At 55.7% G+C, this 14,141-nt stretch carries 11 protein-coding genes; 1 reads left to right on the top strand and 10 read right to left on the bottom strand.

The annotated features are described in order from the left end of the window. Positions 1 to 157: 157 nt before the first annotated feature. From AC6CHQ_RS08245 to AC6CHQ_RS08200, 10 genes are all read right to left on the bottom strand, one after another. Positions 158 to 598: a BrxA/BrxB family bacilliredoxin gene (locus tag AC6CHQ_RS08245; RefSeq protein ID WP_092052110.1), complete on the bottom strand. Its 441-nt coding sequence runs from the start codon at positions 596 to 598 to the stop codon at positions 158 to 160. Positions 599 to 668: 70 nt separating this feature from the next. Next, positions 669 to 1,712, bottom strand: a complete 1,044-nt coding sequence (gene meaB / locus AC6CHQ_RS08240) for a methylmalonyl Co-A mutase-associated GTPase MeaB (RefSeq protein ID WP_498081359.1) — start codon at positions 1,710 to 1,712, stop codon at positions 669 to 671. Positions 1,713 to 1,735: 23 nt separating this feature from the next. After that, on the bottom strand, positions 1,736 to 3,892 hold the full coding sequence (gene scpA / locus AC6CHQ_RS08235) for a methylmalonyl-CoA mutase (RefSeq protein WP_498081313.1): 2,157 nt from the start codon (positions 3,890 to 3,892) through the stop codon (positions 1,736 to 1,738). Further along, positions 3,889 to 5,580, bottom strand: a complete 1,692-nt coding sequence (locus AC6CHQ_RS08230) for a methylmalonyl-CoA mutase family protein (RefSeq protein ID WP_498081312.1) — start codon at positions 5,578 to 5,580, stop codon at positions 3,889 to 3,891. Before AC6CHQ_RS08230 ends, scpA begins: the two co-directional genes overlap by 4 nt. Before the next feature lie 198 nt (positions 5,581 to 5,778). Beyond that, positions 5,779 to 7,119 carry a dihydrolipoamide acetyltransferase family protein gene (locus tag AC6CHQ_RS08225; RefSeq protein WP_251240305.1) on the bottom strand — a complete coding sequence of 447 codons (1,341 nt, stop codon included), beginning with the start codon at positions 7,117 to 7,119 and terminating at the stop codon, positions 5,779 to 5,781. 20 nt (positions 7,120 to 7,139) lie between these two features. Further along, positions 7,140 to 8,123: an alpha-ketoacid dehydrogenase subunit beta gene (locus AC6CHQ_RS08220; protein WP_092051101.1), complete on the bottom strand. Its 984-nt coding sequence runs from the start codon at positions 8,121 to 8,123 to the stop codon at positions 7,140 to 7,142. Further along, positions 8,123 to 9,130 (bottom strand): thiamine pyrophosphate-dependent dehydrogenase E1 component subunit alpha, encoded by a 1,008-nt coding sequence (locus AC6CHQ_RS08215; RefSeq protein WP_251240306.1) that lies wholly within the window; start codon positions 9,128 to 9,130, stop codon positions 8,123 to 8,125. Before AC6CHQ_RS08215 ends, AC6CHQ_RS08220 begins: the two co-directional genes overlap by 1 nt. 21 nt (positions 9,131 to 9,151) lie before the next feature. Continuing rightward, complete coding sequence (gene lpdA, locus AC6CHQ_RS08210) at positions 9,152 to 10,579, bottom strand: dihydrolipoyl dehydrogenase (protein WP_251240307.1); 1,428 nt, start codon at positions 10,577 to 10,579, stop codon at positions 9,152 to 9,154. 45 nt (positions 10,580 to 10,624) lie between these two features. Beyond that, the gene (bcd, locus tag AC6CHQ_RS08205; RefSeq protein ID WP_251240308.1) at positions 10,625 to 11,728 is read right to left on the bottom strand and encodes a branched-chain amino acid dehydrogenase; all 1,104 of its coding nucleotides are present in this window, start codon (positions 11,726 to 11,728) and stop codon (positions 10,625 to 10,627) included. A gap of 28 nt (positions 11,729 to 11,756) precedes the next feature. Next, on the bottom strand, positions 11,757 to 13,772 hold the full coding sequence (locus AC6CHQ_RS08200; protein WP_251240309.1) for a sigma 54-interacting transcriptional regulator: 2,016 nt from the start codon (positions 13,770 to 13,772) through the stop codon (positions 11,757 to 11,759). Between the two features lie 130 nt (positions 13,773 to 13,902). Here AC6CHQ_RS08200 and AC6CHQ_RS08195 point away from each other — a divergent pair. Then, the coding region (locus AC6CHQ_RS08195) for a DUF2627 family protein (RefSeq protein WP_251240310.1) at positions 13,903 to 14,141 on the top strand (239 nt) is incomplete at its 3' end.

Below are 14,141 nucleotides of genomic sequence, written 5' to 3'. Positions count from 1 at the left end.
TGTTCCGGCTAGCTTCAGCGCCCAGCAACTGGCAAACTTCACCCTTCTCCACTGCGATAAGTCAACATCGGCCCGTTCCTCGCCGTGTTTCCTTTATCTCATTGCGAAGGGCTCCAGTTTGTACATTGCTAAGCGGGCGCTTGCGCTTTTGTTCAGATCAGACTTCCTTGCAATATTCCTCGAACATGCCCTGAAGATTGACGACGACAGACATCGGGTCGTGGCCCTCGATCTCGTGGCGGGGCACTTCGCCGACAACTTTCCCGTCCTTCACAAGCACGAATGACGGCGAAGACGGAAGGTGATCGTCACCGAAGTGCATGCGCGCCTGTGCCGTTGCGTCCTTGTCCTGTCCGGCGAATACTGTCACCAGGCTGTCCGGGCGCTTGTCGTAATGGACGGCATGCATGGCTGCCGGACGGGCGATTCCGCCTGCGCATCCGCACACAGAGTTGACCATGAACAGCGTCGTCCCTTCACGGTTGATCGCCGAATCCACTTCTTCCGGAGTCTTCAGCTGTTCGTAGCCGGAGGCTTCCATCTCGCTCCGCGCCTGGCGGATCATATCTTGCATAAACAGGTTCATATCCATGTTCATGACTGCATCCCCTTTCGGTTTATCCAAGAAAATCATAACAGGTCGGGACCTTTCCTGCAAAACCGGAGTCTCAGTCGCGGAATAATTCCTCAACCGCTGCGGTCACTGTGAGCCGGCCGTCAAGAATACGCCTCTCGAGGACACCGACCTGTTCTTTTCTGCCCTCTGACGCAAAGAACGTATCAATCAGCCGGTCCTCAATCGACTGGCGGAACCACGCCCTTAGCTGGTCACGGCGCCTTTTGTCCCATTCACCTGATCCGTACATGCTGTCACGAAAGCCGAGAATTGTCTCCCAGACGTCATCCAATCCGGTCCCGGCAAGAGAGGATACGGGATGGACGGTTGTCTGCCATCCCGGAGTCGCCGGCTGCAGCATGTGGAGAAACTGTTTGTACTCCCTTGCCGTCCTCTTGGCGGGAATGACATTATCCCCATCCGCCTTATGGACGATGATACCGTCCGCAAGCTCCATGATGCCTTTTTTGACTCCCTGCAATTCATCACCGGCACCGGTCAGCACGAGAAGGAGGAAAAAGTCCGCCATCCCCCTGACCGATGTTTCACTCTGCCCCACTCCGACCGTTTCGATGAGGATGACATCATAGCCCGCAGCTTCGCACAGCAGCATCGTCTCCCTCGTCTTCCGGTGAACACCTCCAAGTGTGCCGGAGGAAGGCGACGGGCGGATAAATGCGTTCGGATGACGGGCCAGTTGCTCCATCCTTGTTTTGTCTCCGAGAATGCTGCCGCCAGTGACAGTGGAACTCGGATCGATCGCGAGCACCGCCACCTTGTGGCCGGCTTCGGCAAGCATGAGGCCGAATGCTTCGATGAACGTGCTCTTCCCGGCACCGGGCACCCCCGTGATGCCGATCCTGACGCTATTCCCCGAATCCGGAAGCAGGCCGAGGAGAAGTTCCTGTGCATCCTTCCGGTCTTCCGGCGACCGGCTTTCCAGAAGGGTGATGCCCTTTGCAAGCGCCAGCCTGGATCCGGCCCTGATCTCCTTTGCCAGTTCATCCGCAGGGACGGACCGCCGCTTTTTGACAAATCGCTTTCTCGGACCCGCGGACATGCCGTCATGCGGCGGAACGCCGCCTTCGGTCCGCATGCGGGCCTCTTTTTCCCGTTCCGTCAATCGATGGCTTCCTCGTAACCGAGCTTGCTGTAGATGGCTTCAATGACTTTCTGTGCGGATACCGGGATGACGGTGCCCGGCCCGAAAATGGCGGCAACCCCCGCCTGGTAAAGGAAGTCGTAGTCCTTGGCCGGGATGACACCGCCGGCAAACACGACGATGTCCTCTCGCCCTAGTTTTCTGAGCTCCTCCAGCAATTCAGGGATCAGCGTCTTATGACCTGCGGCAAGCGAGCTTACGCCGACTGCATGCACGTCATTTTCTGCCGCCTGAAGAGCCGTCTCGGCTGGCGTCTGGAAAAGCGGACCGATATCGACGTCGAAACCGAGGTCGGCAAAAGCTGTCGCGACCACTTTGGCACCGCGGTCATGCCCGTCCTGGCCCATCTTCGCGACCATGATCCGCGGCCGGCGGCCTTCATTCTCAAGAAATTCGCCTGCCATTGTTTTTACTTCCGCAATCGCTTCAGTATCGGAGAAGTTGGAACTGTATACTCCGCTGATCGACCGGATAACGGCTTTGTGCCGTCCGGATGCTTTCTCGATGGCATCCGAGATTTCGCCGATCGAAGCCCGGGCACGGGCCGCGTCGACGGCAAGCTCAAGAAGGTTCCCTTCTCCGTTTTGCGCGGCTTCCGACAGTTTATCGAGTGCCATGCGGACAACCGCATCGTCGCGATCCGCTTTCATCTTCTCCAGGCGCTCGATCTGCTTGCGGCGCACTTCTGTGTTATCGATGTCGAGAATCTCGATCGGATCTTCCTGTTCCGGCCGGTATTTGTTCACGCCGATGATCGATTCCGCACCGGAGTCGATCTGTGCCTGGCGCCGTGCCGCAGCTTCCTCGATCTTCATTTTCGGCAAGCCGGTTTCGATTGCTTTAGCCATTCCCCCGAGTTCCTCGATCTCCCCGATCAGCTCCCAAGCCTTCTCCATCAGCTCACCTGTCAGCTTTTCGACGTAGTAAGACCCGCCCCACGGGTCGATAACGTTCGTCATCAGGGTCTCTTCCTGCAGGAAAAGTTGTGTGTTCCTGGCGATGCGTGCGGAGAAGTCCGTCGGAAGGGCGATCGCTTCATCCAGCGCATTAGTATGGAGGGACTGGGTATGGCCCATCGCCGCGGCGTTCGCTTCGATCAGTGTGCGGGTGACATTGTTGAACGGATCCTGTTCGGTCAGGCTCCATCCCGAAGTCTGTGAATGGGTTCGGAGCGCAAGCGATTTCGGGTTTTTCGGATCGAATGATTTCATCATCTGTGCCCATATGCGTCGCGCAGCCCGCATCTTCGCAACTTCCATAAAGTAGTTCATGCCGATCGCCCAGAAAAAGCTGAGGCGCGGGGCGAACGAGTCAACATCGATTCCCGCCTTGAGGCCGGTTCGGACATATTCCAGCCCGTCTGCCAGTGTATAGGCAAGCTCGATGTCCGCCGTCGCCCCCGCTTCCTGCATGTGGTAGCCGGAAATCGAGATCGAGTTGAACTTCGGCATGTTTTTCGACGTGTATTCAAAGATGTCCGCTATGATCCGCATCGACATTTCAGGCGGATAAATATAAGTGTTCCGGACCATGTACTCTTTCAGGATGTCGTTTTGGATCGTTCCGGCCAGCTTTTCCGGGCTGACGCCCTGTTCTTCGGCGGCTACGATGTAAAAGGCCATGACAGGGATGACCGCTCCATTCATCGTCATTGACACGGACATCTGGTCCAGCGGGATGCCGTCAAAAAGGATTTTCATATCCTCGACTGAGTCGATGGCCACTCCGGCCTTGCCGACATCACCCGAAACCCGCGGATGGTCGGAATCATAGCCGCGGTGCGTCGCCAGGTCAAACGCCACGGACAGGCCTTTCTGGCCCATCGCCAGGTTGCGTCGGTAGAATGCGTTACTTTCTTCAGCCGTAGAAAACCCGGCGTACTGGCGGACGGTCCACGGGCGGGATACATACATGGTCGGGTACGGTCCGCGTGTGTTCGGTGCGATACCCGGCATGTCGGAAAGATGGCCGAGCCCTTCCAGTTCATTTCCTGTATATGCCGGCAAAATGCCGATTCCCTCATAGGATTCTACAGGTGTTCCTTCAGGAGAAGGGTGTGTGCTCCCTTTCAGGACTTTTTCCGGGTCGATTTTCTTAAAGTCTGGTTTGTTCATCGCTGCGTTCCCCCTTCAAGAATCCCTTTCACTTCTGTCAGCTTGTCCAGAATATCCTGTCCTCTGTAGTGGAAGCCATTAAGTCCGGCTTCCCGGAGTGATGCGGCCGTCCCATCAGCAAAACGTCCAGCGGCATCAAGGATGGTAGCCGCAGGCTTGCCTTCCAGGACTGTGCGTACAGACTGTTCTGCCTGGTCGCCTGGTGCGCAGAGGATGGCATATCGCGGCTTTTCCGACTGCAGATACCCGAGGGCTTCTTCAGCCGTATCAAAAAGTGGAGAAAGTTCCGGACGGATGCCACCGACTGCAAGCACACCCGCTGCGAAATCAGCGACCGGCTTGACCGTTTTAAGCGTGCCGATACGGATCAGATGGACTGTACTTCCATGCAGTGCCGAACGCAGCGCTTCAAACGGTTCGGCAAACCGGCCTTTCGGTTCAACTGCTCCTGAAGCCGGCTGCACCTGTTCTTCAGGGTCTGCATAAATGTTCGTTCCGATCAGGGATTCTTTTCGCGCGGCAAGGCTGCGGATGCGCGCCTCCTTTTTCTCCGCGAGCAGACGGTCAAGTGTACAATCTGCAGCGAGGGCAGTGAGTCCGCCCTGTTCTTCGAATTGAAGGAACAGCTCCCAAGCACCACGGTAAAGTGATTCCGTCAGAGATTCGATGTAATAGGAGCCTCCGGCGGGGTCAAGTACACGGTCCGCATGGGCTTCCTCCTTGAGGATATGCTGGACATTGCGCGCTACGCGCTCAGAAAAGCCTGTGCTTCCCGTCAGGCTGTCGAGTGGCGCCACCATTATGGCATCCGCTCCGCCGATCGCGGCTGCAAATGCTTCATTTCCGCTTCTGAGCAAGTTGACATACGGATCGGCCAGCGTGAAAGTACGGAGTGAAGTCCGGGCAAGAACCGGAGCGTGTACCGGCTCCTGTTCCCCATACGCAGCAGAAAACGACTTGAAAAGCAGGCGGAATGCGCGAAGCTTGGCAACCTCCGTGAAAAAGTGGGTGTCCACATCAAATGTAAAGAACAGCTTCTTCGCCAGTGCGCCGAAATCGTCTTCTTCTGCAGCGATTTCAGCCGCCATGGAAAGGGCTGAAGCAAGCTCCGTCACGGCATCTGCGCCTTCCATATGTACAGAACCCGTATCCACGGCAATCGTCCGCAGTGACGGGAAACGGCGCGAAAGGTCCGCTGTCCTTTCCACGTCGGCATATCCCGTTACAAGCGCTCGGCGATCGTCCGGCACCCTGCCGAATACAGAAAGGAATGGATCATCCGGGCTGCAGCGGATGTATACCGGCACTTCGGTGATGAGCGCTGCCAGCTCGTCCAGGACTTCGCTGTCCGCTTCCTTTTCCCATCCGCCAGTATAGACGACAGCCCCGTTGCCCTTATTCAGGGCCGATTTTGTCTTTTCGAGGTAAGCTGCAGGTTCCGTTTCCGGAGTGTCCTGAAGCAGGGTCCAGTCTGAATGGCCGATTCCCCTGCGGATGGAATTTAACCGGGCCTCCTGACCGCCGGGAACATCATCTGCCGTATAAAGCGGCTTCAGTATAACCCCTTCGGGTGTCCGGGTTTCAAGCGATGCAAGCGGTTTCCCTTTTAGTGAAGCTTCGGCCGCTTCCTGCCACTCCCCGATGGCGGGCGGTTCGAATGATGTCTGTTTCATCGTGTGGATCGTCATATGGCTCTCCCCCTTTGTGAATTGTGCCTATTTTCATTCTACCGGAGAACCGGATGCCTTGAAAGTTGAAATGCTATTCAATGGTGATGCCTGCCTGAACAAGCGAAATTCCACCGAAATCATACAGATTCATCCACTTACTTCCTGTTGCAGGACAGAAAAAAAGCCAGGAAGCGGAAAGCTTCCCGGCCGGCACGATCAGTAGACTGACGTATTCTCACTTGTAATGTTCTCGAGAATCTCCTTGACGCGTGCGAGGAACCGTCCCGCAACAAGGCCGTCCAGAACACGGTGGTCAAGTGACAGGCAGAGGTTGACCATGTCGCGCGCCGCGAACATGCCGCCGTCCATGATGACCGGACGCTTGACGATCGATTCAACCTGAAGGATCGCTGCCTGAGGATAGTTGATGATTCCCATCGACTGGACAGAGCCGAATGAACCGGTGTTGTTCACCGTAAACGTGCCGCCCTGCATCTCCTCGGATTTCAGTTTGCCGCTCCGGACCTTGTCCGCCAGTTCCTTGATTTCCCTTGCGATGCCTTTGATCGTTTTTTCGTCGGCATCCCTGATGACCGGCACGAACAGGGCATCCTCGGTTGCGACTGCGATCGAGATGTTGATCGCTTTTTTCTGGATGATCTTGTCGCCTGCCCACATCGAGTTCATCATCGGGAATTCCTTCAGTGCCTGGGCTACCGCTTTTACAAAGAAGGCAAAATAGGTCACACCGAAGCCTTCCTTGTTTTTGAACTCGTTTTTGATGGAATCCCTGTACTGGACGAGGCCCGTCACATCAACTTCAACCATTGTCCAGGCATGCGGCGCTTCCTGTTTGGAACGCAGCATATTGCCCGCGATTGCGCGGCGCACACCGGATACCGGGATTTCGATGTCACCGGCAGCCGTCTGGACGCCCGCCGGTTGCCGTACCGGCTGTTTTTCCTGTGATGGTGCAGCTTCGGGTGTAGGTTGCCCGGACTCGGCTTCTGCCGGTTCAGGCTGCCGGACATCTGCTTCCTTCGGGATATTCCCCGACTCGATCAGCTGCGTCAGATCCTTCCGGGTGATCCTGCCGCCACGGCCGGAACCCTTGACCTGTGAAAGATCGATGCCATGTTCCTGGGAAAGTCGCAGCACGGCGGGTGAATACCGCGCTCCTGACGTATCGGCTTTGGCCGGGGTGGAAGACCCTCCGGTCCCCGACAGCTTTTCAGGCTGATCGGAGCCGGCAGCAGGCATCTCGTTCGAAGGTTCGCTTTCAGCGGGAGCGGCTTCCGCTCCAGATGGAACCCCGCCTTCTGTCTCGATCGTGCAGACAGCCGCCCCGACTTCGAGTGTTTCCCCTTCATTGGCAAGGAGTTCCTTGATGGTTCCTGAGAAAGATGACGGGATTTCAGCCGTCACCTTGTCCGTGTTGACCTCGGCGAGCGGGTCGTACTTCTCGACCGTGTCACCCGGTTTCACGAGCCAGCGTTCTATGGTGCCTTCTGTCACGCTTTCGCCCAGCTGGGGCATGGTGATTGTCTGTTTCGCCACTTGTTAGCCCTCCGTCCGTATCAGAATTCCGCGAGATCGCGCATTGCTTTCTCGACCTTGTCCGGATTGATCATGAAGTATTTTTCCATTGTCGGTGCATATGGCATCGCCGGGACATCAGGGCCGGCAAGGCGCTGGATCGGTGCATCCAGATCGAACAGGCACTCTTCGGCGATAATGGCCGCCACTTCACTCATGATGCTGCCTTCCTTGTTGTCTTCCGTGACAAGAAGTACTTTGCCCGTCTTCGATGCAGCTTCGACAATGGCTTCCCGGTCTAGCGGATAAACCGTTCTGAGATCGAGGATATGTGCGGAAATGCCGTCTTCGGCCAGCCGTTCGGCTGCCTGCAGAGCGAAATGCACCGCCAGCCCGTATGTGATGACCGTGATGTCTTCGCCTTCGCGCTTGATGTCAGCTTTTCCGATCGGGATGGTGTAATCCTCGTCCGGAACTTCGCCTTTGATCAGCCGGTACGCACGTTTGTGCTCGAAGAACAGGACCGGATCGTCGTCGCGGATAGCTGCCTTCAGAAGACCTTTGGCATCGTAAGGCGTCGAAGGGATGACAATCTTGAGTCCCGGCTGGTTGGCAAATACCGCTTCCACGGACTGCGAATGATAGAGTGCGCCGTGGACTCCGCCTCCGAACGGGGCACGTACGACAATCGGGCAATGCCAGTCATTATTTGAGCGGTAACGGATCCGTGCCGCTTCCGAAATGATCTGGTTGACCGCCGGCATGATAAAGTCTGCAAACTGCATTTCAGCAATGGGTCGCATGCCATACATGGCCGCACCGATTCCGACCCCTGCGATTGCAGATTCGGCGAGCGGCGCATCAATGACGCGCTCTTCCCCGAACTGGTCATAGAGCCCCTGTGTCGCCTTGAAGACCCCGCCCTTTTTTCCGACGTCCTCGCCCAGGATGAAGACGTTTTCGTCACGCTCCATCTCTTCTTTCATCGCGAGCGTAATGGCATCGATATAAGAACGTACTGCCATTATTCATCCCCTCCTTGTTCCGCATACACGTATTTCAGCGCTTCTTCCGGTTCTGCATAAGGAGCTGCTTCCGCATAGTCCGTCGCTTCATTGACAGTCTGCTTCACGCGTTCTTCCATTTCCTTCTCTGTTTCCTCGTCCAGAACGCCAGCTTCCTTCAGATAAGCAGCAAACCGCGGTATCGGATCTTTCTCGCGCTCCGCCTTCAGGTCTTCATCCGAGCGGTACGCACGGTGATCGTCATCCGACGAGTGGGCAGTCAGCCGGTAGCAGATGGTTTCGACGAGTGTTGGGCCCTCACCTGCACGTGCCCGGTCAGCGGCTTCTTTGACGACTTGATAGACGGCAAGCGGGTCGGTTCCGTCTACTGTAAAGCCCGGCATCCCGTAGCCCGGGGCGCGATCTGAAACATTTTCGCAGGCCAGCTGTTTCTCAAGCGGAACCGAGATCGCGTACTTGTTGTTTTCGACCATAATAATGGTCGGAAGTTTGTGGACACCCGCGAAGTTGGCCCCCTCATGGAAGTCACCCTGATTGGAAGACCCTTCACCGAGGGTCACGAAGGTGATGAAATCTTTTTTCTTGATCTTGCCCGCCAGTGCCACTCCGACCGCATGCGGCAGTTGTGTCGTAACAGGGGAAGATCCTGTGAGGATTCTGTTCTTTTTCTGGCCAAAATGACCCGGCATCTGCCGGCCGCCGGAGTTCGGGTCCTCGGCTTTTGCGAAGGCACTCAGCATCAGGTCCTTCGGCGTCATGCCGAAATGGAGGACGACTCCCATGTCCCGGTAATACGGGGCGATATAGTCTTTTTCTGCATCAAGCGCGAATGCTGCGCCGACCTGGGCAGCTTCCTGGCCCTGGCAGGAAATGACGAACGGGATCTTGCCTGAGCGGTTCAGCAGCCACATGCGTTCATCGAGCCTTCGGGCAGTCAGCATCGTCTCGTACATGCGCAGAACATCCTCATTGGAAAGGCCAAGCTGTTCATGACGGTTGTTGGTCATCTTTCGGTTTCCCCCTCTTGTTTACATATGGATGGCCTTGCCGTCGACGGCAAGTGCCGCTTCACCCATCACTTCACTCAGGGAAGGGTGCGGGTGGACAAGGGACGCGACTTCCCAAGGCGTTGCATCGAGCACTTTCGCAAGTCCCGCCTCAGAAATCATATCGGTGACATGCGGCCCGATCATATGGATGCCGAGGATATCATCGGTTTCCTTGTCGGCAACGATTTTCACGAAGCCTTCGGACTCCCCGTGGACCAGTGCCTTGCCGATGGCCTTAAACGGGAATTTCCCGATTTTCACAGAGAATCCCCGTTCTTTGGCCTGTTGCTCCGTAATGCCGACTGATGCCGCCTCCGGACTCGAATAAATGCATTTTGGCACCATGTCGGGATCGACGGGATGTGCATCAGTCCGGGCGATATGCTCGACCGCCGCAATCCCTTCGTGGGAGGCCACGTGGGCAAGCTGGAGACCGCCGATCACGTCTCCGATCGCATAAATATGGGACTCCTTTGTCTGGTACGTGTTTTTGACTTTGATAAAACCGCGATCCAGCTCAATATCGGTGTTTTCCAGCCCGATTCCTTCAGTGTTGGCCTGCCGGCCGACGCTGACAAGCACCTTTTCCGCAGTGAACGTTTCCGTGCCTTCGCCGATTTTTGCGTCAATGGAAACGGATCCTTCCTGCTTATTGAGGGAGTCGGGAAGCACTTCTGCGGAAGTCTCGAATCGGATGCCCCGTTTTTTCAGCAACTTCTCCATTTCCCGTGAAATGTCCGCATCCTCTGTCGGAAGAATCCTGTCGGCATATTCGACAACGGTGACATCCACGCCGAAATCATTCAGCATGGATGCCCACTCGATCCCGATGACACCGCCACCGATAATAACGATTGATGTAGGCAGCTGTTCAAGAGCAAGCGCTTCGTCTGATGTCATGACGTCCTTTCCGTCTATTTGGAGGCCCGGAAGCGAACGTGGCCTGGAACCTGTTGCAACTATCACGTTCTGGGGGATGAGAATGTCATTTTCCCTTCCGTCCTCGTATTCGACCGAAATCGTGCCGGGCATCGGAGAAAAGATGGACGGACCAAGAATCCTTCCGATCCCTTCATATACATCGATCTTCCCTTTTTTCATCAATCCCCGAACCCCGTTGTGCAGGCCGTCGACAATCGATTGCTTGCGCTGCTGCACCCGGTCAAATGCAAGTGAAACCTCTCCGGTAACAACACCGAAGGAATCGGCTTCATCTTTGGCAAGACGGTACACTTCCGCACTTCGGAGCAGCGCCTTGGATGGAATGCAGCCTCGGTGAAGGCAGGTGCCTCCGAGCTTGCCTTTTTCCACCACCGCGGTCTTTAGTCCGAGCTGAGCGGAACGGATGGCGGCGACGTAGCCGCCTGTGCCGCCTCCAAGAATGACGACATCATATTCAAGAGCCATTGGATGGCCTCCTTTTTTCTATGGATCTGCAAGTCCTGTTACAGGTCATCGGCGATGAAGCGTATCCTTGCCGTTTCGGAGAAATTGGCCGCGGGCTTTTGCGATGTTCGCGATTCGTTCTTCGGCGAGGCGGTCCGCTGCCGCGTAGGATGGAATGCCGTCACGTTTCGAGATTTCAAATACTTTTGCAATGGTGTCATAGATCTTCTCAACCTTTTTCATCGCACGCTCGCGGTTGTAGCCTTCCAGTTCATCAGCTACATTGATGACGCCGCCTGCGTTGATAATGTAGTCCGGCGCATAGACGATGCCCATCTCGTGGATTCGGTCACCATGTTCCGGTGTTTTCAATTGGTTGTTAGCGGAACCTGCGATGACTTTCGCCTTCAATTGAGGGATCGTTTCGTCATTGATGGTCGCACCAAGCGCACACGGCGCATAAATGTCACAGTCAACACCATAGATGTCGTTGATTCCGACCGCTTCCGCTCCAAATTCTTCCACTGCGCGACGTACGGCTTCATCGTTAATATCCGTAACGATCAATTTCGCGCCTTCTTCATGCAGATGGCGGCACAGTGTAAAGGCCACGTTGCCGACGCCTTGGACTGCAACCGTCTTTCCTTCCAGGGAATCAGAACCGAAAGCCTCTTTTGCGGCCGCCTTCATTCCCCGGTAAACCCCGTATGCCGTAACCGGGGACGGGTTGCCGGAAGAGCCTTCGTGCGTCGGAGAGATGCCGGTCACAAAATCGGTCTCCTGATGGATGATGTCCATATCGCCTTCTGTTGTCCCTACGTCTTCTGCCGTGATGTAACGGCCGTTGAGGCCCTGGATATAGCGGCCGAATGCACGGAACATCTCTTCATTCTTGTCAGTTTTCGGATTACCGATGATCACGGTTTTGCCGCCGCCCAGGTTTAATCCTGCAGCCGCATTTTTGTAAGTCATGCCTTTTGCAAGGCGGAGGGCATCGATGACTGCTTCTTCTTCCGTCGCATACGTCCACATTCTTGCACCACCGAGTGCAGGGCCGAGCGTCGTGTCATGGATGGCGATGATCGCCTTTAGTCCGGATGTTTTGTCTTGGCAGAACACCACTTGTTCGTAATCGCTTTCTTCCAGGTAGCTAAACAGTTCCATCTTCATTCTCCTCCTTGGTCGTGGGTCCGGCCGGTCACACCAGCCGGTGCTTTTCCAGTTTGTAATATAGAGTGCGGACAGATATCCCGAGTTGCCGGGCGGCATCGGATTTGTTCCCTCCGCAGTTTGTAAGCGCTTCCTTTAAGATCAGGCGTTCATGGGCATCCAGCTGTTCTGCCAGAGTGCCTTCTGTGCCGCTTCCTTCTGCCTGGAACACGGCGGAGAGATCAGCATTTTCGAGCAATTTATCCGTGGGTTTCATAAAGATGAGGGCACGGCTGATGACGTTTTCCAACTCCCGTACGTTGCCGGGCCAGTTGTGTTGTCTGAGAAGTCCTGCAGCATCCTCGGTGATTTCCGAGACGGAACGTCCCAGATCCCGGTTCAGCTTTGGCAGCAGTTTCTCTGCAAGGAGCTTGATATCCCCTTTGCGGTGGCGGAGCGGTGGAATGTGGACAGGCATCCGGTTCAGACGATGGAACAGGTCTTCACGGAACTTTCCTTCCTTCATGAGCTTCTCAAGATTCCGGTTGGTCGCGGCGATGACCCTAAGTGAAACCGGCACGGGCCTGCTGCCGCCGGCGCGGAAGAATTCATTTTCTTCGAGCACTCTTAGAAGCGCGACCTGAACATCCATCGGAAGCTCACCGATTTCATCGATAAACAATGTCCCGCCGTGAGCTTCCTCAAACAGTCCTTCAGTGATTTCTGGACCACCTTCACCTGCTGGCACTTCTGAACCGAAAAGTTCCTGTGACAGCCGCTCTTCAGGAATCGCGGAGCAATTGACGCGGACAAAGTTCTCTTTTCCAGCCTCATGGTGGATTGCCTGGGCAAACACTTCCTTGCCGGTGCCTGATTCCCCCCGCAGCAAGATCGGAAGCGGCAGGGTGGATGCGAGCCTTGCCTGCTGGATCGCCAATTGCATATCCGGAGATTCGCCTGCAAGGTCCTCAAATGTGTAGCGGGTCTCCAGAGAGCGGATAATGCGTCGCGCATGGTCAAGTTCATCGGCAAGTTCCCGCATTTCTGTCAGGTCATGAATAATGCCGATGCTTCCTTTCAGCTCGTCACCGACAAGGATCGGAGCTACGTTGACGACGACTTCCCTAGCCGCCGGGCCTACGCGCATCCGGACGCCTCGAATCGGACGTCCGGTTTCGAGTACCTTCATATGGATACTCTCGCCCTCGGTGATGTCGACTGTTGCCGGCTTGCCGATGACATCAGCTTCCGTAAGGCCGGTAAGCCGGGTGTAGGCCGGGTTAATCATGATGCCGCGACCTTTCTCGTCAACGACAGAGATGGCATCATCGCTGGAATGGATGATTGCTTCCAGCATGGATTGGATTTCTTTCAGGTTGGTGATTTCCTCGGCGAGTTCCACCACTCCGGTAATATCCCGGAAAACAGCGAACGCGCCGGCACGATTGCCGGCCGGGTCATTGATCGGCCGTCTGGACGTCACGACCCGGGTGCCGTTTGTAAGTGTCAGTTCACGGTTCAGCTCCGGAATTCCCGTCTTTGCGACATGGAGCAGGTTGCTGTCCGGAATCACATCGAGGATATGGCGGCCGAGTGCACTTCGTACCGGTGTGCCGGTGATCAGGGAGGCGCTGCGGTTAAAGAACCGGATCACTCCATCCCCGTCTGTCCCGATCATTCCCTCGTCAAGCGAGTCGAAAATCATCTTGTTCCGGTGTGTCTCGGAACGCAGCCGCTCGATGTAAGCAGTGTTTTCCTCAAGCAGGCTGACGAGCAGCTTTGCGATTGTGCCGGGAATCAGCACCGCGTGTGCTGGCCTGGCCTTCAGCAACTCTCCAAACACACCCTGTTCACCGGTTACATCAAAAATCATATGAAGATCATTTGTGATAAGGGGGCGCCAGTCTGCGCCGTGCGGAATGCCGTTTTCCTCTGCAATCCGAATGCCGGGGGCTTCCGGATTCGGGTCGACAATTCCCGTGACATTCATATAGTCGAGTTGTAGAAGAAGCTGCAATATGGCTGTGCCGCCGGCGCCGGCCCCTACGACCAATACATTCTGCAAAATCCTTCAGGCCCTTCATGAGATTTGTGCAATGCTTTGCATAATCAGCTTTATCATACCCGATAGCAGTCTTCTTGACAATCCTCTTGTTGAAAAGGAAAATAAACTCGAGAGAAAGGGAGAGATCAACATGCAGCGGCTTGCCGCCTTTATCGTCCTGCTGATCCCGGGCATCGGTGCCGCTTGGGGCATCAAGCTCATGCGCGATGCCATGTTTGGCGTGCAGGCATCGGTGTTTCCCGTCTGGCTCCAATTCCTGTTCGGCCTCATTATCCTGATTCTTTGCATCGGGTTCTTCGCGGGGTTCTTGTACAGGCGTGACCAGCGAAACGGAAAAATCCCGAAAGATCGCTTTAAGCGCAAAAATTA

This window comes from Bhargavaea sp. GQ12 (assembly GCF_059758705.1).
This window is presented reverse-complemented; position numbering and strand designations above follow the sequence as displayed.

What these genes read in the sequence shown, in the direction of transcription:
- AC6CHQ_RS08245 (WP_092052110.1), bottom strand. Translation starts at nt 598, where the DNA reads ATGAACATGGATATGAACCTGTTTATGCAAGATATGATCCGCCAGGCG.
- meaB (WP_498081359.1), bottom strand. Translation starts at nt 1,712, where the DNA reads ATGCGGACCGAAGGCGGCGTTCCGCCGCATGACGGCATGTCCGCGGGT.
- scpA (WP_498081313.1), bottom strand. Translation starts at nt 3,892, where the DNA reads ATGAACAAACCAGACTTTAAGAAAATCGACCCGGAAAAAGTCCTGAAA.
- AC6CHQ_RS08230 (WP_498081312.1), bottom strand. Translation starts at nt 5,580, where the DNA reads ATGACGATCCACACGATGAAACAGACATCATTCGAACCGCCCGCCATC.
- AC6CHQ_RS08220 (WP_092051101.1), bottom strand. Translation starts at nt 8,123, where the DNA reads ATGGCAGTACGTTCTTATATCGATGCCATTACGCTCGCGATGAAAGAA.
- AC6CHQ_RS08215 (WP_251240306.1), bottom strand. Translation starts at nt 9,130, where the DNA reads ATGACCAACAACCGTCATGAACAGCTTGGCCTTTCCAATGAGGATGTT.
- lpdA (WP_251240307.1), bottom strand. Translation starts at nt 10,579, where the DNA reads ATGGCTCTTGAATATGATGTCGTCATTCTTGGAGGCGGCACAGGCGGC.
- bcd (WP_251240308.1), bottom strand. Translation starts at nt 11,728, where the DNA reads ATGAAGATGGAACTGTTTAGCTACCTGGAAGAAAGCGATTACGAACAA.